Here is a 22,214-nt window from a genome sequence, read left to right on the forward strand (position 1 = left end):
CGCATGTTGATCCCCCGTCGGGTCAAGCACCGCAAGCAGCACCACCCCAAGCGTTCGGGTGCCGCCAAGGGCGGGACTCAGGTGACCTTCGGTGACTACGGCATCCAGGCTCTCGGGCCGGCCTACGTCACCAACCGTCAGATCGAGGCGGCTCGTATCGCCGTCACCCGCCACATCAAGCGTGGCGGCAAGGTCTGGATCAACATCTACCCGGACCGCCCGCTCACCAAGAAGCCGGCCGAGACCCGCATGGGTTCCGGTAAGGGTTCGCCGGAGTGGTGGGTCGCCAACGTCAAGCCCGGTCGCGTGCTCTTCGAGCTCAGCTACCCGGACGAGGCCATCGCCCGCGAGGCGCTGACCCGCGCGATCCACAAGCTGCCCATGAAGGCACGCATCGTCACGAGGGAGGTTCAGTTCTGATGGCTACCGGTACCCCGGCTGCCGAGCTCCGCGAGCTCGGTGACGAAGAACTGATCGACCGCCTTCGTGAGTCGAAGGAGGAGCTGTTCAACCTCCGCTTCCAGATGGCCACCGGTCAGCTGGACAACAACCGTCGACTGCGCGTCGTCCGCCACGAGATCGCGCGCATCTACACCGTCATGCGTGAGCGTGAGCTCGGGCTGGCCAGCGGTCCGTCCGAGGACACGGCAGGTGACGCAGCGTGAGCGAGGAAGCAGTGACTGAAGAGACCCGCAACAGCCGGAAGACGCGTATCGGCTACGTCGTCTCCGACAAGATGCAGAAGACGATCGTCGTCGAGCTCGAAGACCGTGTGAAGCACGCCCTCTACGGCAAGATCATCCGACGCACCACCAAGGTCAAGGCCCACGACGAGAACGGGATCGCCGGCGTCGGCGACCGCGTTCAGCTCATGGAGACCCGCCCCCTGTCCGCCACGAAGCACTGGCGACTGGTCGAGGTCCTCGAGAAGGCCAAGTAAGACCTGCACCACCGCGAACGGCCCCGCACTCCTGGTGAGTGCGGGGCCGTTCACGTTGGTCGTCAGGCGTCGAGATCGGACGTCGGGTGCGTTGCCGTGCCCGCCCGCTCCCGCCGATGGGCCTGGTAGTCCCGCAGTTCACGTCGTACCACGGGCAGCAACAGGTAGAGCCCGATGATGTTGACGAAGGCGAGGGCGAACAGTGCGGCGTCGGCGAAGTCGAGCACCGCGCCGAGCGACAGCACTGTGCCGACGACGGTGAACATGCAGAACATCACGTTGAACGACTGCCGGGCAATCGTGCTGCGTCCGAACAGCGACTGCCAGGCCTGCGATCCGTAGTAGGCCCACGTGATGGCAGTGGACAGGGCGAACAGGGCCACCGCCACCGTGAGGATGTACGGGAACCACGGCAGGACGGTCGCGAAGGCGTCCGAGGTCAGAGTGACCCCGCCCGCGGGAAGTTCGCCCGTCTCGGCCACCACGGCCCGCTGATCCTGCCAGGTCGCCGTGTTGGCGATGACGATGGTCAGGGCGGTGGCGGTGCAGATGACGACGGTGTCGATGAACGGCTCGAGCATGGCGACGAAGCCCTCGGTCACGGGATGGCGTGTCTTGACCGCGGAGTGGGCGATGGCCGCGGATCCGAGCCCCGCCTCGTTCGAGAACGCGGCCCGTTGAATGCCGATGATCATCACGCCGAGCACCCCACCGGTGACGCCCTCCGGCGAGAACGCGCCGTCGACGATCGCGGTGATCGCGCCGGGCACCTGCTCGACGTTGACGGCGATGACGACAAGGCAGGCGACGACGTAGACGATCGCCATGGTGGGAACGAGGCGAGCGGTGACCGCGGAAATGGACTTCATCCCGCCGATGATGACCAGGCCGATCACCACGGCGACGACGACACCGAAGGCGAACTTCGCCGCGTCCGAGCCCAGGAATCCGTCGTCGCCACCCGTGACGCTCCGAACCTGCGCGTACGTCTGGTTGGCCTGGAACATGTTCCCACCCGAGAGAGCGAAGAACAGGATGATGACGGCGTAGACGGCAGCCATCGCCTTCCCGAGTCCGCCCAGTCCGCGCTCGGCGAGGCCCTTCGTCAGATACTTCATGGGCCCGCCGGACACCGTGCCGTCCGCGTGCACGTCCCGGTACTTGACGCCGAGGGTGCATTCGACGAACTTCGTCGCCATTCCGAGGAAGCCGGCGAGGATCATCCATAGCGTGGCGCCGGGGCCGCCCAGCGTGACCGCGACGGCCACACCCGCGATGTTGCCGAGGCCGACCGTGCCGGACACGGCCGCCGTGAGGGCACGAAAGTGGCTGACCTCGCCGGGCGCGTCCGGATCGTCGTGCTTGCCGCGCACCAACTCGACCGCGTGTTTGACCCCTCTGACCTGTAGGAGCTTGAAGGTGACGGTGAAAATCACGGCGGCGGCGAGTAGCCACAACACCACGATGGGAACGTCGGCACCCCCGAGCGGAACGGCGTAGAAGATGACGGCCGCGACGGCAGTGGTGATCGGCTCGAAGGCCCCGTTGATGGCGCTCTCGATCGACGACAGGGTTCCCCCGTCGGCGGCGAGCAGCGTGGGTGGAGGAGTCATCCGCCCATTCCACACGGGTTACGGCTCTTCCACCGTCCGAATCGTCCGTTTCGGGGACACCGGCTCCGCCTCGGTCAGACCAGACGCTTCTCCGGGCTGACGGTCTTGGCCGGGTCCGTCTCGACGATGTCGCCGAGGGCCTCGTCGATCCGCGCGAGCACGTCGGCCTCGAGGGTGACGCCGGCGGCCTTGACGTTGTCCGCGATCTGCTCCGGGCGGGAGGCGCCGACGAGGGCCGCGGCGACGTTGTCGTTCGCCAGCACCCAGGCGATGGCGAGCTGCGACATCGACAGGCCCAGATCGTCGGCGATCGGCTTCAGCTTCTGCACGCGGGTGAGGGTCTCGTCGTTCATGTACCGCGAGATCATGTCCGCGCCGCCCTTGTCGTCCGTGGCCCGCGATCCCTCGGGGAGCGGCTGGCCGGGCACGTACTTCCCTGTCAGCACGCCCTGCGCCAGCGGGGACCAGACCACCTGCGAGATGCCGAGCTCCCTCGACGCCGGAACCACCTCGGCCTCGATGACGCGCCAGAGGGCGGAGTACTGCGGCTGGTTCGACACGATGGAGAAGCCGCGCTGTCGAGCCAGGCTCTGCGCCTCACGCAGCTGGTCGGCCGTCCACTCCGAGACGCCGATGTAGAGGGCCTTGCCTTGCTGCACGACGTCACCGAAGGCCGCGATGGTCTCCTCGAGTGGCGTCTCGTAGTCGAAGCGGTGTGCCTGGTAGAGGTCGACGTAGTCCGTGCCGAGTCGGCGGAGCGAGTTGTCGATGCCCTCGCGGATGTGCTTGCGCGAGAGGCCGGTGTCGTTGGGACCCTTCGGGCCGACGGGGAAGTAGACCTTGGTGAAGATCTCGAGGCTTTCCCGGCGCTCGCCCGCGACGGCCTTGCCCAGCACTTCCTCTGCGGCGCCGTTCGCGTAGACGTCGGCGGTGTCGAACGTGGTGATACCCGCGTCGAGCGCCGCCTTCACGCACGCGGTGGCGACGTCGTTCTCCACCTGCGAGCCGTGCGTCAGCCAGTTGCCGTAGGTGATCTCGGAGACCTTGAGTCCACTGTTGCCCAGAAATCGGTAAGCCATGGCAACCAAGTTACGCGCGGACGCCATGGCCCCCTCCCCGTCACTCACGCGCGAGGGCGAGGACCTCCTCTTCCGTGGGCGGGCTCTTGGGGTGGTAGGTCAGGCACAGCGGGGTGGCGGTGCGACGGAACTCGGCGCCCTCGACCGCCGCGTAGAACTGCCCGGCCGGCAGCCGACCGACGTCCGGAACCGACCCGCCCTTGGCTCGCGCCATCTCCTGCGCGGCGGTGATCTGCGCGGGGCTGTTCAGGAGGCCGTAGAACTGGGTGGCCGCGTTGCCGGCGATGCGGTTGTGCAGACCCTTCGGCGCCTGCGTGGCGAAGACCAGGCCCAGACCGTACTTGCGGGCCTGCGACGCGAGGGCCAGGGTGCTGTGCGTCGCGGGGGTGTAGCGGTCGGACGGTGCGTAGTTCTGGGCCTCGTCCATCACGAACAGCCCGCCGAGCGGCCGGTCACCGGCGGGGTTCTTCTTGATCCACGCGAACAGGCCCATCTGCAGCTGGTTCACGAAGCTCTGCTTCTGGTCTTCGGTGGTGAGCCCGGCCAGGTTGATCACCGAGACGCGGGCCTTCTTGCCCTCGGCCGGGGTCAGCAGGACCCCCGGATCGACGGGTGTCCCGCTCCCGGCGAAGAGCGGGTCGTTGGTCATGGCGGCCTTGAGATTCTCGGCGAGATCCGCGGCGATGCGCGTCGCATCGCGCATCTCGCTGACGTCGTCGGGCAGGTGCTCGAGCAGCTCGACGAAGTCCGCGAGCGACCCGCCCTGCGCGCGACGTCCGAAGCCGTCGAGCGCCGACTTCAGAACGGCCTGGCGGTGCTTGGCCTTCTCGGTGGTGCCGACGGCGGACGCAGCGGGAGCGAGAGCGGCGAGCGCCGACTCGACGGACGCGTCGAACTCGTCGCGGTCACCGACGACGCTGGCGAAGTCCGGCAACGGCTGGAAACTCAGCGGACGTCCCGACGACTTCCGCGGCGTCCAGACGACGACGTCGGTGTCGCGGAGGTAGGCCGTCGCCTTGGCCTCGTCGCCGGGCGGCCAGGTCCGTTCGTCGTCGGGCCACGCGGTGCCGAGGCGGGCGAGGTCGTTGTTGATGTCGAGCACGATGGCCGAGACGCCCTGCAGCGCACACTCTTCGACGAGGCGACGAATCAACACCGTCTTTCCGGACCCGGATCCGGCGAAGATCGCGGTGTGCTTGCGCAGCGCCTCGAGCGGGATGCGGACCTCGGCGTTGGTGCTCAGCTCCGTCCCGATCTCGATCTCGGGCCGACGCGCCGGGCGGCTGGTGATCGGCTCCGGCTCGATCAGGGCTCGCTCGTCGTCGACCACGCTGACCTCGGGAAGGGTCTTGCGGAACAGCTCGATCTCGTGCGCCGGCTTCCGGGACAACAGCCACGAGGTGAGAGCAGGGGAGTTCTCGTCGAGCAGCCGGCCCAGCGCCGTGAGGGCGCGTCGGTCCGCCTCGGTGAGCGGAACCTCGATGGCCCCGGCCTGCCGGACCGCCGCGATGGTCTGCTGCGTCTTGGCGCCCGACGGCCACGGGCCGTTGCGGATAAGGATCAGCTTCCGGCGCGGCATGTCGATGTGCAGGCCGGCGGCGGTAACCGCGCGCTCGATGCGAGCACTCGCCGCGCGATAGTGCGTCGCGGTGATGGCCCGGAAGCACCAGTGCTCCTCGTCGTCGGTGTCCGTGTCGACGGTGTGACGCAGCCGTGCGTGCAGCGCGGCCCGACCGCTGGGCGGCGGGTCCTGCGCGAGGCTGTCGTCGGAGGACTGGTGCTCGTGGATCCAGGCCGTCAGGCCCGCGGCGAGCAGGGTGGGGACCAGCACGTCCTCGGTGGTGGGGGAGAGGGCGACGCCGATGTCCGCGTCGGCGATCAGCGCGGCGTACCGCTGGTCGAGGGCGGCCAGCTCGTCCTGCTGGACAACGATGCGTTGCGTGCTCTCGTCGCCCTTGTCCCGGAAGTCCGTCAGCTCGGCGGCCACTCCGCTGTCCAGGCAGCGTCGGATGTGTCGGTCGACCGCAATGAGCAATTGCCGAGGCGTGAAGTCCGGCGCCTGCTCGAAGGCCTCAGGGGACACCGGCCACGTCTCGTGGGGCGGGACGAAACCGACGTCGCGGAAGCAGGCGTTCAGACGTCGTCCGAGCAGCAGCCGACCGATGTCCGACGACGGGATGCGCTCGAGGTCGGTCGTCACACGGAAGCGGTCCTTGACCGGCGCCGTGCCCCTTGCCTCGATGAGGTCCCAGGCACTGGACAGGGCGGACAGGACCGATGCCGTGCGCGGCAGCGTCTCGCGCAGCGACATCAACCCGTGGGCCAGCTGTTCGACGACCTTGTCCTCGCGGGCGTCCGCGAACTCCTGGTCCGATCCCGTCCGCGCCTGCGCGACGAGGGTGTCGATCTGATCGATGGCGAGCACCGTCGGACCGGTGATGGCGAGCAACCGCGAGATGTTCTCGGCGATGCCCTGGTGACCCAGCTCGGCGCGCACGATCCCCCAGGCGCGGAACTCCTCCGGATCGACGTCGTCGATCGACTGCAGGTACGCGTCGCCGATGTCCTGCACGCCGGTGTCCGGGGCGACCGACAGCACCAACGACCGCAACGTGTGCTGGGAGGTACGCCGGTGCCGCGGGTGCACCTTGTAGACCGCCGCGACGAACGTGTTCAAGGCGTCGACGTCGATCATCGTCTCGCCCATCACCTGCGCGCGGACGGCCTCGTCGACGCCGCCGACCTCGCACAAGCGGCGCAGCATCAGCGCGAGCTGACTGTCGTCCCCGCGCCCGGACGGGCGGGTGAGGTCGTCGAGCATGCCCATCAGCACCGACCGCCAGAACCCGGCGGCGTCGAGTAGCCGGATGAGGAAGAAGTAGCCGCCCCGCTCCTGGATCTCCTCGCGCACCTGGCCCAGCAGGTGGGTCTTGCCCGATCCGGCCGGTCCCCGCACGACCACGCCCAGCGGACTCGCGTCGTCCGACTTCTCGGCGTCGGTGTAGGCCGCCATGACGTCGGCGTACACGCGGTCGTGCAGCCCGGCGACGTGGACGTCGGACTGGGATCGCCACACGTCGTCGGGTGTCGGTGCCCAGCTCAGGCGCACCGACTCGAGGGCGCGGATACGGTCGTCTGCAGTGCTCATGGAAGTACCCATCACGAGGTGATCGTCAGCAGGTGGTTGCGCTGGTTCCCGACGGTCACCGCGGCGGCACGGTCGTCGTCGGACAACGTCTTCTGGTTCTCTTCGGGGATCAACGAGACGCCCGGTTTCCGCTGCAGCGCGACGAGAGCGTCGTCGAGGTGGTCGCGGGGGACGTCGGACAGGGCGGGCCGCAGCCTGGTCAACCGCACCCGCGCCCCGGGCTCGCGGGCGAGGTCCGCGTACGCGCGCCGGATGCGGGTCTCGAGGTCGGGCCCGGCGTCGGCATTCTCGTGCTCACGCACCGACTGCGGGACGACGGCGTTCGCCGGGGTGGGCAGCGGCTCGATCTCGGCCGGCGTGTCACGGGGGAAGAAGACCTCGGCGGGGCGGACGTCGTCTCGGTGGAACCAGCGGCCCAGGCCGGCGAGGACGGTGTAGAGCGCCTTCGCTGCAGGGCGGGTACCCGCCGGCGGCTCGGTCCCCATCAGGTCCGCGCAGAACTTCCACCCCTTGTCGGTCAGTTCGAGCGTCATCGAGCGGCCCTCGCGGCCGAGGTCGATCAGCCCCTGCGCCACGAGACGGTCGCGGGACGGCTTCGCGAGCGCCGGTCCCAGCACGGCCAGCTCCGGGTTGCGCACCGCGCGCGCCTCCGCCATCAGCACCATGAGCACGGCGACCTCGGTCCCGGTCAAGTCGGTCGTGCTCACGTGTCAGTCCCCTTCGCGCGTCGTCGCTGCAGTGCCTGTTCGATGGTCGCCACGACTCTCTCGTGGTCGGTGAGCACGTCCTCGTTGGTGAAGCGCAGCACCATCCAGCCGCGGGTCTGCAGCAGGTTGTCCCGCGACCGATCGTCCGAGAACCGTTGTCGCGACCGGTGTTCGGGGCCGTCGATCTCGACGGCGATCTTCTCCCGCTTCCACACGACGTCGACGGTGAACGGTCGGCCGAGCTCGGACGGGCGCACCACCTGGTTGTGCCCTCGGCCCGTCGCCCACTCCCGCATCGACAGCAGTGTGTGGAGACGCTCCTCTGCGGCGCTCGCGGCGTGCGGATGCCCGACGACGGGCGGGTAGCTGCCGGGGCGGAACCGATCGACGATCGTGGCGACGTCGCTCGGCGCCGCGGGGACGTCGACCCGGTACGTCGGAAATCGGTCCACGGACTCTGCGCCGTCACCGGTCAGCCAGACCCCGACACCGGCCCGGCACAGCCATTCCGCGGCGGCCGCGACGTCCCGCGCGGGCGCACCGGCGGGAACGTCGACGACGAGGACCGCGGTGTCCCGGCCGTGCGCCTGCGCGACGACGCGGGCGGCGCCGGTCAGCCGGGTTTCGCGGGAGAACGTGTCGGTCCGCGGGGTGCGGGCCGATGCGCCGGCCGCGGCCAGGTGCGCGAGGTAGGGCCCGAAGTGCTCGCTCGATCGAGCCGTCTCGACGGCGCGCGCACGGGCGGCGCTCCGGGCGAGCGACGAGCGGTCCGCGGGGGAGTCGCTGCCGGGCACGCAGAGGGGGATCAGCTCGATCGCGGCCTGCTCGACGGCCGCGACCACCGCGTCGGTGAGCGTCGCCGCAGTGGCCGCCGCTGCGTCGTCGGCACGGAAGAAGAGTGGCGCCGCGGTGTCGGCGGGCAGCGGGTCGACGTGGTCGGCGAGATCGCGCAGCGATGCCCCCTCGACACGCACGACGCGGTCCAGCGGCAGGGTGCGCCACCACGCCGGCGTGACGGTGGAACCGGCACGAGTCATCCCGCCCTCACCGCCCCGTGGGGCTGTAGCGGTCGCGCCGACGGTTCCCATCCCCGAAACCGTACCCGGGGACCGGAACGGACGTCGCTCGGGTCGGGTCGCCGCAGGCCATTCAGCGTGCCGCGAGCCGGTCGGAGTCGGGCCACCAGCGAGCGCCCTCGACGTCGACGATGCCGCGACGCAGCGGGGTGCGTTCGAGATGCCAGTGCTCCTGAGCGTCGATCACCAGGTGTGCGGGCAGCGTCCCGTTCGCGCGCACGACGCGCCACCACGCGACGGCCGCGCCCTCGCGTGCCATCACTCCGCCGACCCCGCGCGGGCCGCCCTGCTGCAGGAACTCGGCGATGTCGCCGTAGGTCATCACGCGCCCGACCGGGATGCGCTCGACCACGCTCAGCACCCGCTCCGCGAACTCCTCCCGTGCCTCGCTCATCGTCGGTGGGCCTCACCGGCCGAGCAGGCCACCGAGAGCGCCGCCCACGCCGGCCTGCTGGCCACCGCCGGTGCCGCCGATGAATCCGCCCGGCGGCAGTTCCGACGGCTGGACCACGACGAAGCCCTGTCCCGAGAACTGCAGGGTGAAGCGTTCACCGGTGCTGCGGCCGATCAGCGTGCCGAAGTTCAGCTGGTCGTTGCTCTTCACCGACGTCTGCAGGCTCGACGACCACGCCACCGCCGCCTGCGGATCGGCGAACGTCGGCTGGTCCACGGTCAGCACCACCGGCTGGCCGTCCGTGGTGATCGCGATGCGCCCGCGACCGGTGAAGACGCAGTTGAACAGACCGGCGTTGGAACTGGCGGCCGCGCCCTGGACCCGGCCGATGCGGTAGGAGAGCGACGTGTCGAACGCGAGCACGTTGGACCCGTTGATGGTGAGGCCGTCGCTGCCGTCGAGGTCGATGATGTGGACGTCCTGCGCGGCGTTGGCCAGGAACAGGTCGCCGCGGCCGCTCACCTTCATGAGCGGGACACCCTCACCGGTGACGGTGCGGCGGATCATGTTTCCGATGCCGCCCGAGCCCTGCGCCTCGAACCGCAGATCGCCCTGGTAGGCGACCATGGACCCGGATCGCGCCATCACCTCGCCGTTCATGGCGACGCGGGCCATCTTGCTGCCCTGCTTGAGGATGCCGTTGCCCTGAACTTCGGCGTTGGAGGGGGCGAACAGTTCGCTGCGCACGGCGAGACCTTCCTGACGGACCGGTGGGGCGGGCTGGGGGTAGTCGGGCTGCTGGGGTACCGATTGCTGGGGGACGGGCTGCGGGGGCACGGGCTGCGCGGGAGGCGCGGCCGCCGGCTCGGGCTCCGGCTCGTCCACGGTGATGCCGAACGCCGTCGCGATGCCGGCCAGTCCGTCGTCGTATCCCTGCCCGACGGCCCGCACCTTCCAGCCGTCGCCGCGTCGGTAGATCTCGACGCCGACGACGGCGGTCTCGGTGGTCAGGCCCGTCATGGGGAAGTCGAGTTCGGACCCGACGGTGGCGCGCAGCGGCACCCCGCCGAACGTGGCCGGGCCGGATCCGTCGAGACTGGCGGTGATCGCGACGGTCTCGATCTCGGCGGGCACGCCCCGCGTGTCGACCGTGACGCCGTCGGGCGCGTAGCGAACGCCCGGCCCGACGGGGTTGTTGAAGAAGACGAGGTCCTGGTCCGAGCGCACGCGACCGGCGGCAGTGAGGAGCAGGGCGGAGACGTCCACGGCGGCACCGGTCACCGAGACGGTGATCGATCCGGACGCGTCGAGTGGGGCAGGGCGATTCTCTCCCCGGGCGAGGCTCTGCACGTCGGCCAGTGTGCCACCGGCCACCGACACTCGGCAGGGGTGCGCGCGACGCGATTCGGCCCGATTTGGTTCGTGTCGGCGCGTTCTTTACACTTGAGCGGTTGTCCGTGGTAGGCGCATGCGCCGGTCCGGGCGACACGACCGCGCGCGTCGGGTCGGTATCCGCCGCGCACGCACATCCAGGTCATCGAGGAGACCCATGATTCAGCAGGAGTCGCGGCTGCGCGTCGCCGACAACACGGGTGCCAAGGAAATCTTGTGCATTCGCGTTCTCGGTGGTTCGTCTCGCCGCTACGCCGGGATCGGCGACGTCATCGTCGCCACCGTCAAGGACGCGATCCCCGGCGGCAACATCAAGAAGGGCGAGGTCGTCAAGGCCGTCATCGTCCGCACCACGAAGGAACGGCGTCGTCCCGACGGCTCGTACATCAAGTTCGACGAGAACGCCGCCGTCTTGATCAAGCCGGACAACGATCCGCGCGGAACCCGCATCTTCGGCCCGGTCGGCCGCGAGCTGCGTGAGAAGAAGTTCATGCGCATCGTGTCGCTGGCTCCGGAGGTGTTGTGAGATGAAGGTGCACAAGGGCGACACGGTTCTCGTCATCTCGGGTAAGGACAAGGGCGCCAAGGGCAAGGTCATCCAGGCCTACCCGGCGACCGAGAAGGTCCTGGTCGAGGGCGTCAACCGCATCAAGAAGCACACCGCTGTCTCGGCCAACGAGCGCGGCGCGTCCTCGGGCGGCATCGTCACCCAGGAAGCCCCCATTCACGTTTCCAACGTCGCCGTCGTCGACTCGGACGGAAACCCCACCCGCGTGGGCTACCGCACCGACGAGAACGGCAAGCGCGTTCGGATTTCCCGTAAGAGCGGGAAGGACATCTGATGACGACCACCGAGAAGATCGTTCCGCGCCTCAAGACTCGCTACCGCGAGGAGATCAAGGACGCGCTGAACGCCGAGTTCCAGTACGCCAACGTCATGCAGATCCCGGGCGTGGTCAAGGTCGTCGTCAACATGGGTGTCGGCGACGCCGCCCGTGACGCGAAGCTGATCAATGGTGCCGTGGCCGACCTGGCCGCGATCACCGGTCAGAAGCCGGAGATCCGCAAGGCCCGCAAGTCCATCGCGCAGTTCAAGCTCCGCGAGGGCATGCCCATCGGTGCCCGCGTCACGCTGCGCGGCGACCGCATGTGGGAGTTCCTGGACCGCCTGACGTCCATCGCCCTGCCCCGCATCAGGGACTTCCGTGGCCTGTCGGGCACGCAGTTCGACGGCAACGGCAACTACACGTTCGGCCTGAACGAGCAGTCGATGTTCCACGAGATCGACGTCGACAAGATCGACCGCCCTCGCGGTATGGACATCACCGTCGTCACGACGGCCACCAACAACGACGAAGGCCGCGCGCTGCTCAAGCACCTCGGCTTCCCGTTCAAGGAGAACTGAGCGTATGGCTAAGAAGGCACTGGTCAACAAGGCCAACAAGAAGCCGAAGTTCGCGGTGCGCGCCTACACGCGCTGCCAGCGGTGCGGTCGCCCGCACTCGGTGTTCCGCAAGTTCGGTCTCTGCCGTATCTGCGTCCGTGAGATGGCGCACCGCGGCGAACTGCCCGGAGTGCACAAGTCCTCCTGGTGAGACGAGCACCCTGGTGAGCTGATCACCACCCGACAGGCCCGAGCCATCACGGCTCGGGCCTGTCGGCGTTTCGGTGCGTCCCCCCGCGACCCGCCCCAGTGCACACAGGACGCGCCGATCGCCGGGATCCCGCCCATTCGGCCGACCCGTGTGCAGACACGCAGGTCCGTTTCGCCGCACGCGTCCGTCGCGGGAGGCATAGGCTCCCGCGGCAGGGGGTTCGAACGGGGACTGCGACGTCAGGAGTCGATCATGGCGCAGGCAACGGAAGCCGCGGCGGCGGAGAAGAACCCGGAACTCAAGCGCGTCCTGGGTCCGGGTCTGCTGCTGTTGTTCATCGTCGGCGACATCCTGGGCGCGGGTGTCTACGCGGTCACCGGCGACATGATCGAGAACGTCGGCGGGATGGCGTGGTTGCCGTTCGTGCTGGCCTTCGTGGTCGCCACCCTCACGGCGTTCTCCTATCTCGAGCTCGTCTGCAAGTATCCGCAGGCCGCGGGCGCCGCGCTGTACACGCACAAGGCGTTCGGCATCCACTTCTTCACGTTCCTGGTGGCGTTCGCCGTGATCTGCTCCGGCATCACCAGCGCGTCCACTTCGTCCAACGTGGTGGCCGGCAACCTCCTCGCCGGCTTGCACGAGACGTTCTCCACCGAGGACGGCATCGGGTGGTTCGACGTGCCGACCGGCAGCACCGCGCAATTGGTGGTCGCGCTCGTCTTCATGGGACTGCTCGCGGCAATCAACCTGCGCGGTGTCGGCGAATCGGTGAAGTTCAACGTCATCCTCACGATCATCGAGATGACGGCGCTGGCCATCGTGATCGTGATCGGGTTCGTCGCGGTGGGCAGCGGTAGCGCGGAGGGTGACATCGCGAACCTCGTCGTGTTCGAGGACCCCAACGAGAAGGGCTGGTTCCTCGCCGTCACGGTGGCGACGACGATTGCCTTCTTCGCGATGGTGGGCTTCGAGGACTCGGTGAACATGGTCGAGGAGACCAAGAACCCCGAACGCATCTTCCCGAAGATGATGCTGTCCGGCCTTGGCATCGCGTGTCTGATCTACGTCCTCGTGGTGGTGGCGGTGATCGCGGTGCTGCCGCTGGACTACGACTCCGGCAGCGAGGGCATCCTGCTGCACGTGGTGCGACTCGGGGCGCCGGGGCTGCCGATCGACGAGATCTTCCCGTACCTCACGGTGTTCGCCGTCGCCAACACCGCCCTGATCAACATGCTCATGGCGAGCCGCCTCATCTACGGGCTGGGCCGTCAGCGCATCCTGCCGAAGACGCTCAGTTCCGTTCTGCCCGTGCGGCGTTCGCCGTGGGCCGCGATTCTGTTCTCGACCGTGCTGGCGGTCGTGCTGATCGTGGTGGTCAACCGCCTGTCCGGCAATTCGGTGGTGAGCGCGCTGTCCGGGACGACCGGACTGCTGCTGCTCGCCGTGTTCGCGGTGGTCAACGTGGCATGCCTGGTGCTCAAGCGACGACGCCCGTCGAACGGCTTCACCGCGCCCGTCGCCGTGCCGGTCGTCGGCGCGGTGATGTGCCTGTTCCTGGTGGGACCGTGGGCGCGGACCGACGCGCAGATGATCCAGTACCGCATCGCGGGCGCGATGCTGCTGCTCGGTGTGGTGCTGTGGGTGATCACGCACTTCGTCAACAAGGCGACGATGGGCAAGTCGCGCTTCGTCGACGTCGACCGCCTGACGTACGACGAGCAGGCGAACCTCGGCGACCGCGTGCGCGACCGTGGGGACGACTACTAGGCGACGCCACCCGAATCGAACTCCGATCGAGCACGAGCCCCGACCCGCGGTGCGGATCGGGGCTCGTGCGGTGAGATACGGGTGTCAGCTCTCGAACAGGTCCGTCGGGAGCGAGCCGCCGCCGGGGACGGGCGGGACGACGGGCGGAAGTTCGCCCTCGGCGAGGACGGTGGTGGGCAGCGAGACGAGACTGTCGACCGGGGTTCCACCGTCGTTGCAGGTGGCGGAGACGGTGTAGACGTCGCCGGGTTCGAGCCCGTCGATGACGATCGTTCCGACGGCGGGGACGCCCGGCAGCGGAAGGACCGGGCCGGTCAGCGTTCCGGTCTCGGACGCCGTGTTCTCCACGTTTCCTACCTCGGTGGCGGTCACGGTGCACGTGACCTCCCCGGAGAAGGTGAGGCCGGGGTTCGCCGTGACCAGGGTGCTGATCGACTCCACGCCGGGCGTCGGGACCGCCACCACGGTGAGGACGGCCGCGGACGCGGTCCCGGAGGTGGCGAGAACGCCGGCTGCGGCTGCGGCGACGACGATTCCGGCGCGGCCGAGTGTGCGAGAACGAACTGTCATGCTGTGCTCCATCACGTGAGAAGGGGTCGAGCATTGGCCCGCCCACCATAAAACGAACCGGACATTCCGCACGTAACGAATGGCGAACAATGGCTCGGTCGGCGCCGCCGGGAGCGGCCGCAGGTCCTCCCACCTGCACCGATTTGGTCTCACCGGGTCTCGACCGTAGACTGGTGCGGTTGCCCGGGTACCGTCATGCCTGCAGACGACCCGTGTGACCAGGGTTTTCGTGCCACATGATGCTCGAAACACCCACCAGTGCCTGCATATTCGACCGCTCGCACTGGCGGGAGCGCAACCCCTGACCGGCAACAGTCGGTCAGGACGGAACACTTCGCGGTAGGCCCACGGCGGGACGAGCCAGGCCCCACTTCGGTGCGGCACCAGCTCGCTCGTGCTGTATGGGAACCGCTGCGAGAAAGGGCCATGAACTCTGTCATGACCATGACCGACCCGATCGCAGACTTCTTGACGCGTCTGCGCAACGCCAACTCGGCGTACCACGATCAGGTGAAGCTGCCGCACTCGAAGATCAAGGCGAACATCGCCGAGATCCTCAAGCGCGAGGGCTACATCTCCGACTACCGCTCCGAGGACGCCGAGGTGGGCAAGACCCTCATCGTCGATCTGAAGTACGGCCCCAGCCGCGAGCGCAGCCTCGCCGGCGTGCGCCGGGTCTCCAAGCCCGGTCTGCGCGTGTATGCAAAGTCCACCAATCTGCCCAAGGTCCTGGGCGGCCTGGGCGTGGCGATCATCTCCACGTCCACCGGTCTGCTCACCGATCGCCAGGCGGCAACTCAGGGCGTCGGCGGCGAAGTCCTCGCCTACGTCTGGTAAGGGAGGCCACCACAATGTCGCGTATCGGAAAGCTTCCGGTGACGGTTCCGGCCGGTGTCGATGTCACCATCGACGGCCAGGACGTCACGGTCAAGGGTCCGAAGGGCACCTTGTCTCTCACCATCGCCGAGCCCATCGCCGTCGCGAAGAACGACGACGGTTCGATCTCGGTGACTCGGCCCGACGACGAGCGTCGCAGCCGTTCCCTCCACGGCCTCTCGCGTACCCTCGTCGCGAACCTCATCACGGGTGTGACCACCGGTTACACGACCAAGATGGAGATTCACGGCGTCGGTTACCGCGTGGCTCTGAAGGGCAACGACCTCGAGTTCGCGCTCGGCTTCAGCCACCCGGTGCCGATTCCTGCGCCGGAGGGCATCACCTTCGCGGTCGAGACCCCCACCCGGTTCTCCGTCTCGGGTATCGACAAGCAGAAGGTCGGCCAGATCTCTGCCAACATCCGTCGTCTCCGCCGTCCCGACCCGTACAAGGGCAAGGGCGTTCGGTACGAGGGTGAGCAGATCCGCCGCAAGGTCGGAAAGACAGGTAAGTGATGAGCAACACCGCAGCCAAGCAGGGTTCCGAGGCGAACCCGAAGCGCATCCCGCTGGGCAAGGACGTCTCGACGCGTCGTCGTCTCTCGAAGACCCGTCGCCACTTCCGCCTCCGCAAGAAGGTCTCCGGCACCGCCGAGCGTCCCCGTCTCGTCGTCAACCGCAGCTCGCGTCACCTGCACGCGCAGCTGGTGGACGACCTGACCGGCCGCACCCTGGCCGCCGCGTCGTCCATCGAGGCCGACGTGCGTGCGCTGGACGGCGACAAGAAGGCGCGTGGCGCCAAGGTCGGCTCCCTCATCGCCGAGCGCGCCAAGGCCGCCGGCATCGAGGCCGCGGTCTTCGACCGTGGTGGCCACGACTACGCGGGTCGCATCGCGGCCCTCGCGGACGCAGCTCGCGAAGGCGGGTTGAAGTTCTGATGCCCACTACGAACACGATCCAGTTCATCGACGGAAGGACAGCCTGATGCCGGGACGTCAACGGCGTGACGGCGGAAACGGCCCCGCCGGACAGAATGGACCCAACACCGGAGGCGACAACCGCGGGGACAACCGCGGCGGTCGCGATCGCCGGGACAACCGCGGCGGCAACGCCCCGGAGAAGAACAACCTCGAGCGCGTGGTCGCGATCAACCGCGTCTCCAAGGTCGTGAAGGGTGGTCGTCGCTTCAGCTTCACCGCCCTCGTGATCGTCGGTGACGGCAACGGTCTGGTGGGCGTCGGCTACGGCAAGGCCAAGGAAGTTCCCGCCGCCATTCAGAAGGGCGTCGAGGAAGCTCGCAAGGGCTTCTTCCGCGTTCCGCTGATCGGTAGCACGATCACGCACCCCGTCCAGGGTGAGGCTGCGGCCGGTGTGGTCATGCTGCGCCCGGCAAGCCCCGGTACCGGTGTCATCGCCGGTGGCGCGGTGCGTGCCGTGCTCGAGTGCGCCGGCGTCCACGACATCCTCGCCAAGTCGCTCGGTAGCGACAACGCGATCAACGTCGTGCACGCCACCGTTGCAGCCCTCAAGGGTCTGCAGCGTCCGGAAGAGGTCGCGGCTCGCCGTGGTCTGCCGATCGAGGACGTCGCTCCCGCCGGCATGCTGCGCGCACGCGCCCAGGCAGCAGCAGGGAGTGCCGATCGTGGCTGACCTCAAAGTGACCCAGATCAAGAGCACCATCGGTCAGAAGCAGAACCAGCGCAACAGCCTGCGGACGCTGGGCCTCAAGGGAATCCGCCAGTCGGTGGTTCGTGAGGACACGCCGCAGACGCGTGGTCTGATCAACGTGGTGCGTCACCTCGTGACAGTGGAAGAGGTCTGACCATGACCATCAAACTGCACCACCTCCGCCCCGCCCCCGGCTCGAAGAGCGCGAAGATCCGCGTCGGCCGTGGTGAGGGTGGCAAGCGTGGCAAGACGGCCGGTCGCGGCACCAAGGGCACGGGCGCCCGCAAGAACGTCTCGCCCGGGTTCGAGGGCGGCCAGATGCCGATCCACATGCGCCTGCCGAAGCTCAAGGGCTTCACCAACCGCAACCGTGTCGAGTACCAGGTGGTCAACCTGGGCGACATCGAGCGGCTGTTCCCCCAGGGTGGCGAGATCTCGAAGGACGATCTCGTGGCCAAGGGCGCTGTGCGCAAGAACCGCCTCGTGAAGATCCTGGGCGACGGCGACCTGTCGGTGAAGGTGTCCATCACCGCCGACAAGTTCACCGGCTCCGCCAAGGAGAAGATCGCTGCAGCCGGCGGGTCCGCCACCGAGCTGTGATCGATCGGTGCCTCGCCTCCGCCCGGAGGCGAGGCACCGGCGTTCGTTCGTCCGATGGCCGTGGTACGCGAGTCGTGCTGCGGCCATCGGTCTGAGCGCCGCTGTTAGAGTTCGACGGGGTGCCCTCGCGGCACCCCGACCAGTTCGTGCCAGTAACCCGCCTTTGGAGGATCGTTGCTTTCCGCCTTCGTGTCGGCCCTCAGGACTCCTGACCTGAGACGGAAGATCCTCTTCACCCTCGGTCTCGTCGCGCTCTACCGCTTCGGTGCGACCCTGCCGTCTCCCGGCGTCGACTACGGCAACGTCCGCCAGTGCATCGACCAGGTCTCCGGCGGCGACTCCGCCGGCATCTACTCTCTGATCAACCTGTTCTCCGGCGGCGCGCTCCTGCAACTGTCGGTCTTCGCGATCGGCATCATGCCGTTCATCACCGCGAGCATCATCGTCCAGCTCCTCACCGTCGTCATCCCGCGGTTCGAGGAACTCCGCAAGGAGGGCCAGGCCGGCCAGGCGAAGATGACGCAGTACACCCGCTATCTCTCCATCGCCCTCGCGGTGCTCCAGGCCACCGGCCTCGTGGCGCTGGCGTCGCGCGGGCAGCTGCTCCAGGGCTGCAACCTCGACATCATCGCGGACACGTCCATCTTCGGACTGGTCACCATCGTGCTGGTCATGACGGCCGGCGCCGCCCTGGTCATGTGGTTCGGCGAGCTCATCACCGAGCGCGGTGTCGGCAACGGCATGTCGCTGCTCATCTTCGCCGGCATCGCCTCGCGCATCCCGTCCGAGGGCAAGGCCATCCTCGACAGCCGCGGCGGGCTCGTGTTCGCCCTCGTGTGCGTTGCCGCCCTCGCCATCATCGTCGGCGTCGTCTTCGTCGAGCAGGGTCAGCGCCGCATCCCGGTGCAGTACGCCAAGCGCATGGTGGGCCGCCGCATGTACGGCGGATCGTCGACGTACCTCCCGCTGAAGGTCAACCAGGCCGGCGTCATCCCGGTGATCTTCGCATCGTCGCTGCTCTACCTGCCCAACCTCATCGCCCAGCTGACCAACGCGAGCACGGCGGCGAACCCGAGCTGGTGGCAACGCGCCATCAACACCTATCTCGTCAATCCGGCCAACCCGGTCTACATCGCGATCTACTTCGGCCTGATCGTGTTCTTCACGTACTTCTACGTCGCCATCACCTTCAACCCCGAAGAGCGTGCCGACGAGATGAAGAAGTACGGCGGCTTCATCCCGGGCATCCGGCCGGGACGTCCCACGGCCGACTATCTGCAGTTCGTTCTCAGCCGCATCACGCTGCCCGGTGCCATCTACCTCGGCACCATCGCCGTTCTGCCCAACCTGTTCCTCGACATCGGTAACTCCGGCGGCGCGCAGAACCTGCCGTTCGGCGGCACCGCGGTGCTCATCATGGTGAGCGTCGGCCTCGACACGGTGAAGCAGATCGAAAGCCAACTGATGCAGCGCAACTACGAAGGGTTCCTCAAGTGAGACTCGTCCTCCTCGGTCCTCCCGGAGCCGGCAAAGGCACGCAGGCGACGCTGCTGAGCGAGAAGCTCGGCATTCCGCACGTGTCCACCGGCGATCTGTTCCGGGCGAACATCGGACAGCAGACGCCCCTCGGCATCGAGGCCAAGAAGTACCTCGACGCCGGTGATCTTGTGCCGAGCACGCTGACCGTGGACATGGTGCGCGACCGTCTCGCCGAGCCCGACGCCACCGGCGGATTCATTCTCGACGGGTTCCCCCGCTCGGTGGACCAGGCCGACTCGCTCGGGACCATCCTCGAGGACATGGGCACCCGGCTCGACGCCGTCGTCTCCTTCGTCATCGACGAGGACGTCGTGGTCGAGCGGATGCTCGCGCGCGGCCGCGAGGACGACAAGGAAGACGTCATTCGCAACCGGATGAAGGTCTACCGCGACGAGACCGCGCCCCTTCTCGAGTACTACAAGGGTCATGGTCGACTCGTGACCGTCGACGCCGTCGGCGAGGTCGAGGACGTCAACGCGAAGGTCATCGACGCGATCCAGGGCGACTCCTGACCCATGGCCTTCGGACGCAAGCGCAAGGTGGTCCCGTTCCGCAGCGCCGGTGAGCTCGACGCCATGGCTGCGGCCGGGGCCGTCGTGGGTGCCGCGCTGGTCGCCGTCCGGGAGGCTGCGAAGCCCGGCGTGTCCACGCTCGAACTGGACGCCATCGCCGAGGCCGTGATCCGCGACGCCGGCGCCGTGCCGTCGTTCCTCGGGTACCACGGCTTCACCGGCAGCATCTGCAGCTCGGTGAACGACCGCGTGGTCCACGGCATCCCGTCGACCGGTGACGTGCTCGCCGAGGGCGATCTGGTGTCCATCGACTGCGGCGCGGTGCTCGACGGCTGGCACGGCGATTCCGCGTGGACGTTCGGCGTCGGCACGCTGTCCGACGCGGACGCCGATCTGAGCGAAGCCACCCGACTGTCCATGGAGGCAGGCATCGCCGCGATGCTGCCCGGCAACCGGCTGACGGACGTCTCGCACGCCATCGAGCAGGGCACCTATGCCGCCGAGAAGGCACACGGGCGCAAGTACGGCATCGTGGACGGCTACGGCGGCCACGGCATCGGACAGCAGATGCACATGGACCCGTTCCTGGCCAACGAAGGTGCGCCCGGCAAGGGGCCCGAGCTGGTGGTCGGGTCCACGCTCGCCATCGAGCCCATGCTCACCCTCGGCACCCACGAGACGCGCGTGCTCGACGACGACTGGACGGTCGTCACCACCGACGGCTCCCGCGCCGCGCACTGGGAACACACCGTGGCCGTGACCGAGGACGGGCCGAGAATTCTCACCCTCCGGCCCTGACCCCCGGTCCGTTCGCTCCGCTCACGCCCAGTAGCCGATGTGGGCGTTCGCTCCGCTCACGCCCAGTATCCGACGTCGGCGTTCGCTGCGCTCACGCCCAGTGGTCCGCGGGGACCCGCTCGCTCTCCTTCGGCTCTCCCGGCGGCGTGCCGTCCCCGAACGGTCGCCCGCCGAGCGCCTCGCGGCCGTGCGGTGACAGCCAGCTGGACACGTCGGGACCCTTGGGCACGATGCCGGTGGGATTGATGTCGGTGTGCACCTCGTAGTAGTGCGACTTGATGTGCACGAAGTCGGTGGTGTCCCCGAAGCCCGGCGTCTGGAACAGGTCCCGCGCGTAGGCCCACAGCACCGGCATCTCCGAGAGCTTGCTGCGGTTGCACTTGAAGTGGCCGTGGTAGACGGGGTCGAAGCGCGCCAGGGTGGTGAAGAGACGCACGTCGGCCTCGGTAATGGTGTCGCCGACCAGGAACCGCTGGTTCTCGAGCCGGTCGCTCAACCAGTCGAGGCGCGCGAAGAGCGCGTCGTACGCCTCCTCGTACGCGTCCTGGGATCCGGCGAACCCGCATTTGTACACACCGTTGTTGACGTCGTGGAAGATCTTCTCCGCGACGTCGTCGATCTCGTCGCGCAGCGGCTCCGGGTAGAGATCGGGCGCGCCCTCGCGGTGATACTGCGTCCACTCGGTGGAGAAGTCGAGCGTCATCTGGGGGTAGTCGTTGGTCACCACCTTGCCGGTCGAGATCTCGACGACCGCCGGCACGGTGATGCCGCGTGAGTAGTTCGGGTCGCGCGCGAAGAACGCGTCCTGCAGGCGTGGGATCTGCAGAACGGGATCGACGCCACCGGGATCGAGATCGAAGGTCCAGCTGCGCTTGTCGTGGGTGGGTCCGCAGATGCCCATCGACAGCGCGTCCTCGAGACCCAGCAGGCGCCGCACGATGATGGCGCGATTGGCCCACGGGCACGCGCGGGCGACCACCAGTCGGTACCGACCGGCCTCGACCGGGAACCCGTCGCGACCGTCCGCGGTGATCCGCGTCTCGATGTAGTTGGTGTCCCGCTCGAACCCGCCGGCCTCCACGTAGGACCCGGACTCGCCGGACGACTGCTCACTGTCGCTCATGGCGGTAACTTACCCGGGCGCAGGCAAATCCATCGCGATGGCGACGCCGAGTTCGGTGAATCCGAGGGAACGTCCGAACAATCGGGCCCCGGCATCGTCCATCGCCACGCGTAGTTGCGGGATCAGACCGGAATCGATGGCGTCGTTGGTCGCCAGCCGAGCAGACGTCTTGCCGTAGCCGCGGCGACGATGCGAGGGCACGGTGACCGCGACGGTGTCGGCCAGGAAACCCTGCCATTCGACGTAGCCCGCCGCCGAGACGGGGACGGCGTCGGCCTCGCCCGCCGAGTCGTCGAAGACGGTGACCCAGGTGGTGGCGTCGGCGGCGCGGGCCGCGACGGCGTCGTCGGGCGGGGTGGTCGACAGCACCCGTTCCGCGTCGCGACGGGAGTGCGACAGCAGCGGATTTTGGGCGCCGACGTCGGTGCGGACGTCGTCGAGGTACGCCAGGACCACCGGTCCCGAACACCGTCCGCGACGCGGCCCGACGACGTCCGCGAGGCCGTCGCGGGTGACGAGGACGTCGGCCGGCACGCCGTCCGCGCGCTCGAGCACGTCCGACGGGCCCACCAGGACGGCGTGGCCGTCGAGGACGACGAAGCGGACGCGGCGGGCGGTGTCGTCGACGAGGAGGGTCCGGTCGGCGGTAAGGCCGGAGGCCGGTCGGTAGTCGGCGGGCAGGCCGGAGGCCGGTCGGAAGTCGGCGGGCAGGCCGGAGGCCGGTCGGAAGTTACTGTCCGGCAGGCCGAGGTCCCGTGCCCAGGCGAGGCGCACGATGTCGATCTGGTGGCTGTTCATCGGGTTACACGGTAGTGCGA

The 22,214-nt window shown here is 68.4% G+C and carries 27 protein-coding genes; 17 read left to right on the forward strand and 10 right to left on the reverse strand.

All coding sequences use genetic code 11. From position 1 onward, the window contains the following. Window positions 1-3 precede the first annotated feature (3 nt). From rplP to rpsQ, 3 genes are read left to right on the forward strand one after another with little or no spacing between them, the layout of a single operon-like run. On the forward strand, window positions 4-420 hold the full coding sequence (gene rplP, locus A3Q40_RS02300) for a 50S ribosomal protein L16 (protein ID WP_068099618.1): 417 nt from the start codon (window positions 4-6) through the stop codon (window positions 418-420). Then, the gene (gene rpmC / locus A3Q40_RS02305; protein WP_068099619.1) at window positions 420-665 is read left to right on the forward strand and encodes a 50S ribosomal protein L29; all 246 of its coding nucleotides are present in this window, start codon (window positions 420-422) and stop codon (window positions 663-665) included. Before rplP ends, rpmC begins: the two co-directional genes overlap by 1 nt. After that, window positions 662-940 carry a 30S ribosomal protein S17 gene (rpsQ, locus tag A3Q40_RS02310; protein WP_068099620.1) on the forward strand — a complete coding sequence of 93 codons (279 nt, stop codon included), beginning with the start codon at window positions 662-664 and terminating at the stop codon, window positions 938-940. Before rpmC ends, rpsQ begins: the two co-directional genes overlap by 4 nt. A 62-nt stretch (window positions 941-1,002) precedes the next feature. On the opposite strand, the gene A3Q40_RS02315 is transcribed toward rpsQ, so the two are convergent. The 7 genes from A3Q40_RS02315 to A3Q40_RS02345 form a co-directional block, all read right to left on the reverse strand. Next, window positions 1,003-2,553: an alanine/glycine:cation symporter family protein gene (locus A3Q40_RS02315; RefSeq protein WP_068099621.1), complete on the reverse strand. Its 1,551-nt coding sequence runs from the start codon at window positions 2,551-2,553 to the stop codon at window positions 1,003-1,005. A 74-nt stretch (window positions 2,554-2,627) separates the two neighbouring features. Then, window positions 2,628-3,632 carry an aldo/keto reductase family protein gene (locus A3Q40_RS02320; RefSeq protein ID WP_068099622.1) on the reverse strand — a complete coding sequence of 335 codons (1,005 nt, stop codon included), beginning with the start codon at window positions 3,630-3,632 and terminating at the stop codon, window positions 2,628-2,630. 40 nt (window positions 3,633-3,672) lie between these two features. After that, window positions 3,673-6,780, reverse strand: a complete 3,108-nt coding sequence (locus A3Q40_RS02325; RefSeq protein ID WP_068099623.1) for a helicase HerA domain-containing protein — start codon at window positions 6,778-6,780, stop codon at window positions 3,673-3,675. 11 nt (window positions 6,781-6,791) lie between these two features. Beyond that, window positions 6,792-7,487, reverse strand: coding sequence for a hypothetical protein (locus tag A3Q40_RS02330; protein ID WP_068099624.1), 696 nt, complete (start codon window positions 7,485-7,487; stop codon window positions 6,792-6,794). Then, window positions 7,484-8,524, reverse strand: a complete 1,041-nt coding sequence (locus A3Q40_RS02335) for an endonuclease domain-containing protein (RefSeq protein WP_068099625.1) — start codon at window positions 8,522-8,524, stop codon at window positions 7,484-7,486. Before A3Q40_RS02335 ends, A3Q40_RS02330 begins: the two co-directional genes overlap by 4 nt. A gap of 112 nt (window positions 8,525-8,636) precedes the next feature. Then, complete coding sequence (locus A3Q40_RS02340) at window positions 8,637-8,957, reverse strand: MGMT family protein (protein WP_068099626.1); 321 nt, start codon at window positions 8,955-8,957, stop codon at window positions 8,637-8,639. A 12-nt stretch (window positions 8,958-8,969) separates the two neighbouring features. Continuing rightward, the gene (locus tag A3Q40_RS02345; RefSeq protein ID WP_068104926.1) at window positions 8,970-10,316 is read right to left on the reverse strand and encodes an AIM24 family protein; all 1,347 of its coding nucleotides are present in this window, start codon (window positions 10,314-10,316) and stop codon (window positions 8,970-8,972) included. A gap of 190 nt (window positions 10,317-10,506) precedes the next feature. Between A3Q40_RS02345 and rplN the strand changes: the two genes are divergently transcribed. From rplN to A3Q40_RS02370, 5 genes are all read left to right on the forward strand, one after another. After that, on the forward strand, window positions 10,507-10,875 hold the full coding sequence (gene rplN / locus A3Q40_RS02350) for a 50S ribosomal protein L14 (protein WP_068099627.1): 369 nt from the start codon (window positions 10,507-10,509) through the stop codon (window positions 10,873-10,875). A 1-nt stretch (window position 10,876) separates the two neighbouring features. Further along, window positions 10,877-11,191 (forward strand): 50S ribosomal protein L24, encoded by a 315-nt coding sequence (gene rplX, locus A3Q40_RS02355; protein ID WP_068099628.1) that lies wholly within the window; start codon window positions 10,877-10,879, stop codon window positions 11,189-11,191. Next, a complete protein-coding gene (gene rplE, locus A3Q40_RS02360; RefSeq protein ID WP_068099629.1) occupies window positions 11,191-11,754 on the forward strand; it encodes a 50S ribosomal protein L5 in 564 nt (187 codons plus the stop codon). Before rplX ends, rplE begins: the two co-directional genes overlap by 1 nt. 4 nt (window positions 11,755-11,758) lie before the next feature. Then, on the forward strand, window positions 11,759-11,944 hold the full coding sequence (locus A3Q40_RS02365) for a type Z 30S ribosomal protein S14 (RefSeq protein WP_027504665.1): 186 nt from the start codon (window positions 11,759-11,761) through the stop codon (window positions 11,942-11,944). Window positions 11,945-12,196: 252 nt separating this feature from the next. Beyond that, the gene (locus tag A3Q40_RS02370) at window positions 12,197-13,711 is read left to right on the forward strand and encodes an APC family permease (RefSeq protein ID WP_068099630.1); all 1,515 of its coding nucleotides are present in this window, start codon (window positions 12,197-12,199) and stop codon (window positions 13,709-13,711) included. 84 nt (window positions 13,712-13,795) lie between these two features. Here the strand turns inward: A3Q40_RS02370 and A3Q40_RS02375 are convergent, their stop codons facing one another. Then, window positions 13,796-14,281: a hypothetical protein gene (locus A3Q40_RS02375; RefSeq protein WP_157889471.1), complete on the reverse strand. Its 486-nt coding sequence runs from the start codon at window positions 14,279-14,281 to the stop codon at window positions 13,796-13,798. A gap of 438 nt (window positions 14,282-14,719) precedes the next feature. Here A3Q40_RS02375 and rpsH point away from each other — a divergent pair, with 438 nt between their 5' ends. The 9 genes from rpsH to map all read left to right on the forward strand — a co-directional run bounded on the left by rpsH (window position 14,720) and on the right by map (window position 20,273). Continuing rightward, window positions 14,720-15,118: a 30S ribosomal protein S8 gene (gene rpsH, locus A3Q40_RS02380; RefSeq protein WP_068104929.1), complete on the forward strand. Its 399-nt coding sequence runs from the start codon at window positions 14,720-14,722 to the stop codon at window positions 15,116-15,118. 14 nt (window positions 15,119-15,132) lie between these two features. Continuing rightward, a complete protein-coding gene (gene rplF, locus A3Q40_RS02385) occupies window positions 15,133-15,672 on the forward strand; it encodes a 50S ribosomal protein L6 (protein WP_068099632.1) in 540 nt (179 codons plus the stop codon). Beyond that, on the forward strand, window positions 15,672-16,094 hold the full coding sequence (gene rplR / locus A3Q40_RS02390) for a 50S ribosomal protein L18 (RefSeq protein WP_068099633.1): 423 nt from the start codon (window positions 15,672-15,674) through the stop codon (window positions 16,092-16,094). The genes rplF and rplR overlap by 1 nt, the downstream gene beginning before the upstream one ends. A 46-nt stretch (window positions 16,095-16,140) precedes the next feature. Continuing rightward, a complete protein-coding gene (rpsE, locus tag A3Q40_RS02395; protein WP_068099634.1) occupies window positions 16,141-16,806 on the forward strand; it encodes a 30S ribosomal protein S5 in 666 nt (221 codons plus the stop codon). Further along, a complete protein-coding gene (gene rpmD, locus A3Q40_RS02400) occupies window positions 16,799-16,978 on the forward strand; it encodes a 50S ribosomal protein L30 (protein WP_068099635.1) in 180 nt (59 codons plus the stop codon). The genes rpsE and rpmD overlap by 8 nt, the downstream gene beginning before the upstream one ends. Before the next feature lie 2 nt (window positions 16,979-16,980). Then, complete coding sequence (gene rplO / locus A3Q40_RS02405) at window positions 16,981-17,424, forward strand: 50S ribosomal protein L15 (protein WP_068099636.1); 444 nt, start codon at window positions 16,981-16,983, stop codon at window positions 17,422-17,424. 174 nt (window positions 17,425-17,598) lie between these two features. Continuing rightward, window positions 17,599-18,921, forward strand: coding sequence for a preprotein translocase subunit SecY (gene secY, locus A3Q40_RS02410; protein WP_068099637.1), 1,323 nt, complete (start codon window positions 17,599-17,601; stop codon window positions 18,919-18,921). Beyond that, on the forward strand, window positions 18,918-19,475 hold the full coding sequence (locus A3Q40_RS02415) for an adenylate kinase (RefSeq protein ID WP_068099638.1): 558 nt from the start codon (window positions 18,918-18,920) through the stop codon (window positions 19,473-19,475). Before secY ends, A3Q40_RS02415 begins: the two co-directional genes overlap by 4 nt. 3 nt (window positions 19,476-19,478) lie before the next feature. Next, entirely contained in the window at window positions 19,479-20,273 is a 795-nt protein-coding gene (map, locus tag A3Q40_RS02420) for a type I methionyl aminopeptidase (protein WP_068099639.1), read from the forward strand. Between the two features lie 91 nt (window positions 20,274-20,364). On the opposite strand, the gene A3Q40_RS02425 is transcribed toward map, so the two are convergent. Then, the gene (locus tag A3Q40_RS02425) at window positions 20,365-21,396 is read right to left on the reverse strand and encodes a glutathione S-transferase family protein (protein ID WP_068099640.1); all 1,032 of its coding nucleotides are present in this window, start codon (window positions 21,394-21,396) and stop codon (window positions 20,365-20,367) included. 9 nt (window positions 21,397-21,405) lie between these two features. Next, window positions 21,406-22,194, reverse strand: a complete 789-nt coding sequence (locus tag A3Q40_RS02430) for a GNAT family N-acetyltransferase (protein WP_068099641.1) — start codon at window positions 22,192-22,194, stop codon at window positions 21,406-21,408. Window positions 22,195-22,214: the final 20 nt, after the last annotated feature.

It is taken from the genome of Rhodococcus sp. PBTS 1, assembly GCF_001620025.1.
In the GTDB taxonomy this organism is placed as follows: domain Bacteria; phylum Actinomycetota; class Actinomycetes; order Mycobacteriales; family Mycobacteriaceae; genus Rhodococcoides; species Rhodococcoides kroppenstedtii.

Coding starts and splice junctions, on each gene's coding strand:
- rplF (WP_068099632.1), top strand. CDS start 15,133: ATGTCGCGTATCGGAAAGCTTCCGGTGACGGTTCCGGCCGGTGTCGAT.
- rplO (WP_068099636.1), top strand. CDS start 16,981: ATGACCATCAAACTGCACCACCTCCGCCCCGCCCCCGGCTCGAAGAGC.
- A3Q40_RS02375 (WP_157889471.1), bottom strand. CDS start 14,281: ATGACAGTTCGTTCTCGCACACTCGGCCGCGCCGGAATCGTCGTCGCC.
- A3Q40_RS02365 (WP_027504665.1), top strand. CDS start 11,759: ATGGCTAAGAAGGCACTGGTCAACAAGGCCAACAAGAAGCCGAAGTTC.
- map (WP_068099639.1), top strand. CDS start 19,479: ATGGCCTTCGGACGCAAGCGCAAGGTGGTCCCGTTCCGCAGCGCCGGT.
- rpsH (WP_068104929.1), top strand. CDS start 14,720: ATGACCATGACCGACCCGATCGCAGACTTCTTGACGCGTCTGCGCAAC.
- rpmC (WP_068099619.1), top strand. CDS start 420: ATGGCTACCGGTACCCCGGCTGCCGAGCTCCGCGAGCTCGGTGACGAA.
- rplP (WP_068099618.1), top strand. CDS start 4: ATGTTGATCCCCCGTCGGGTCAAGCACCGCAAGCAGCACCACCCCAAG.
- rplX (WP_068099628.1), top strand. CDS start 10,877: ATGAAGGTGCACAAGGGCGACACGGTTCTCGTCATCTCGGGTAAGGAC.
- rplR (WP_068099633.1), top strand. CDS start 15,672: ATGAGCAACACCGCAGCCAAGCAGGGTTCCGAGGCGAACCCGAAGCGC.
- rpsE (WP_068099634.1), top strand. CDS start 16,141: ATGCCGGGACGTCAACGGCGTGACGGCGGAAACGGCCCCGCCGGACAG.
- A3Q40_RS02430 (WP_068099641.1), bottom strand. CDS start 22,194: ATGAACAGCCACCAGATCGACATCGTGCGCCTCGCCTGGGCACGGGAC.
- A3Q40_RS02325 (WP_068099623.1), bottom strand. CDS start 6,780: ATGAGCACTGCAGACGACCGTATCCGCGCCCTCGAGTCGGTGCGCCTG.
- A3Q40_RS02370 (WP_068099630.1), top strand. CDS start 12,197: ATGGCGCAGGCAACGGAAGCCGCGGCGGCGGAGAAGAACCCGGAACTC.
- rplE (WP_068099629.1), top strand. CDS start 11,191: ATGACGACCACCGAGAAGATCGTTCCGCGCCTCAAGACTCGCTACCGC.
- A3Q40_RS02315 (WP_068099621.1), bottom strand. CDS start 2,553: ATGACTCCTCCACCCACGCTGCTCGCCGCCGACGGGGGAACCCTGTCG.
- rplN (WP_068099627.1), top strand. CDS start 10,507: ATGATTCAGCAGGAGTCGCGGCTGCGCGTCGCCGACAACACGGGTGCC.
- A3Q40_RS02320 (WP_068099622.1), bottom strand. CDS start 3,632: ATGGCTTACCGATTTCTGGGCAACAGTGGACTCAAGGTCTCCGAGATC.
- A3Q40_RS02425 (WP_068099640.1), bottom strand. CDS start 21,396: ATGAGCGACAGTGAGCAGTCGTCCGGCGAGTCCGGGTCCTACGTGGAG.
- A3Q40_RS02340 (WP_068099626.1), bottom strand. CDS start 8,957: ATGAGCGAGGCACGGGAGGAGTTCGCGGAGCGGGTGCTGAGCGTGGTC.
- A3Q40_RS02335 (WP_068099625.1), bottom strand. CDS start 8,524: ATGACTCGTGCCGGTTCCACCGTCACGCCGGCGTGGTGGCGCACCCTG.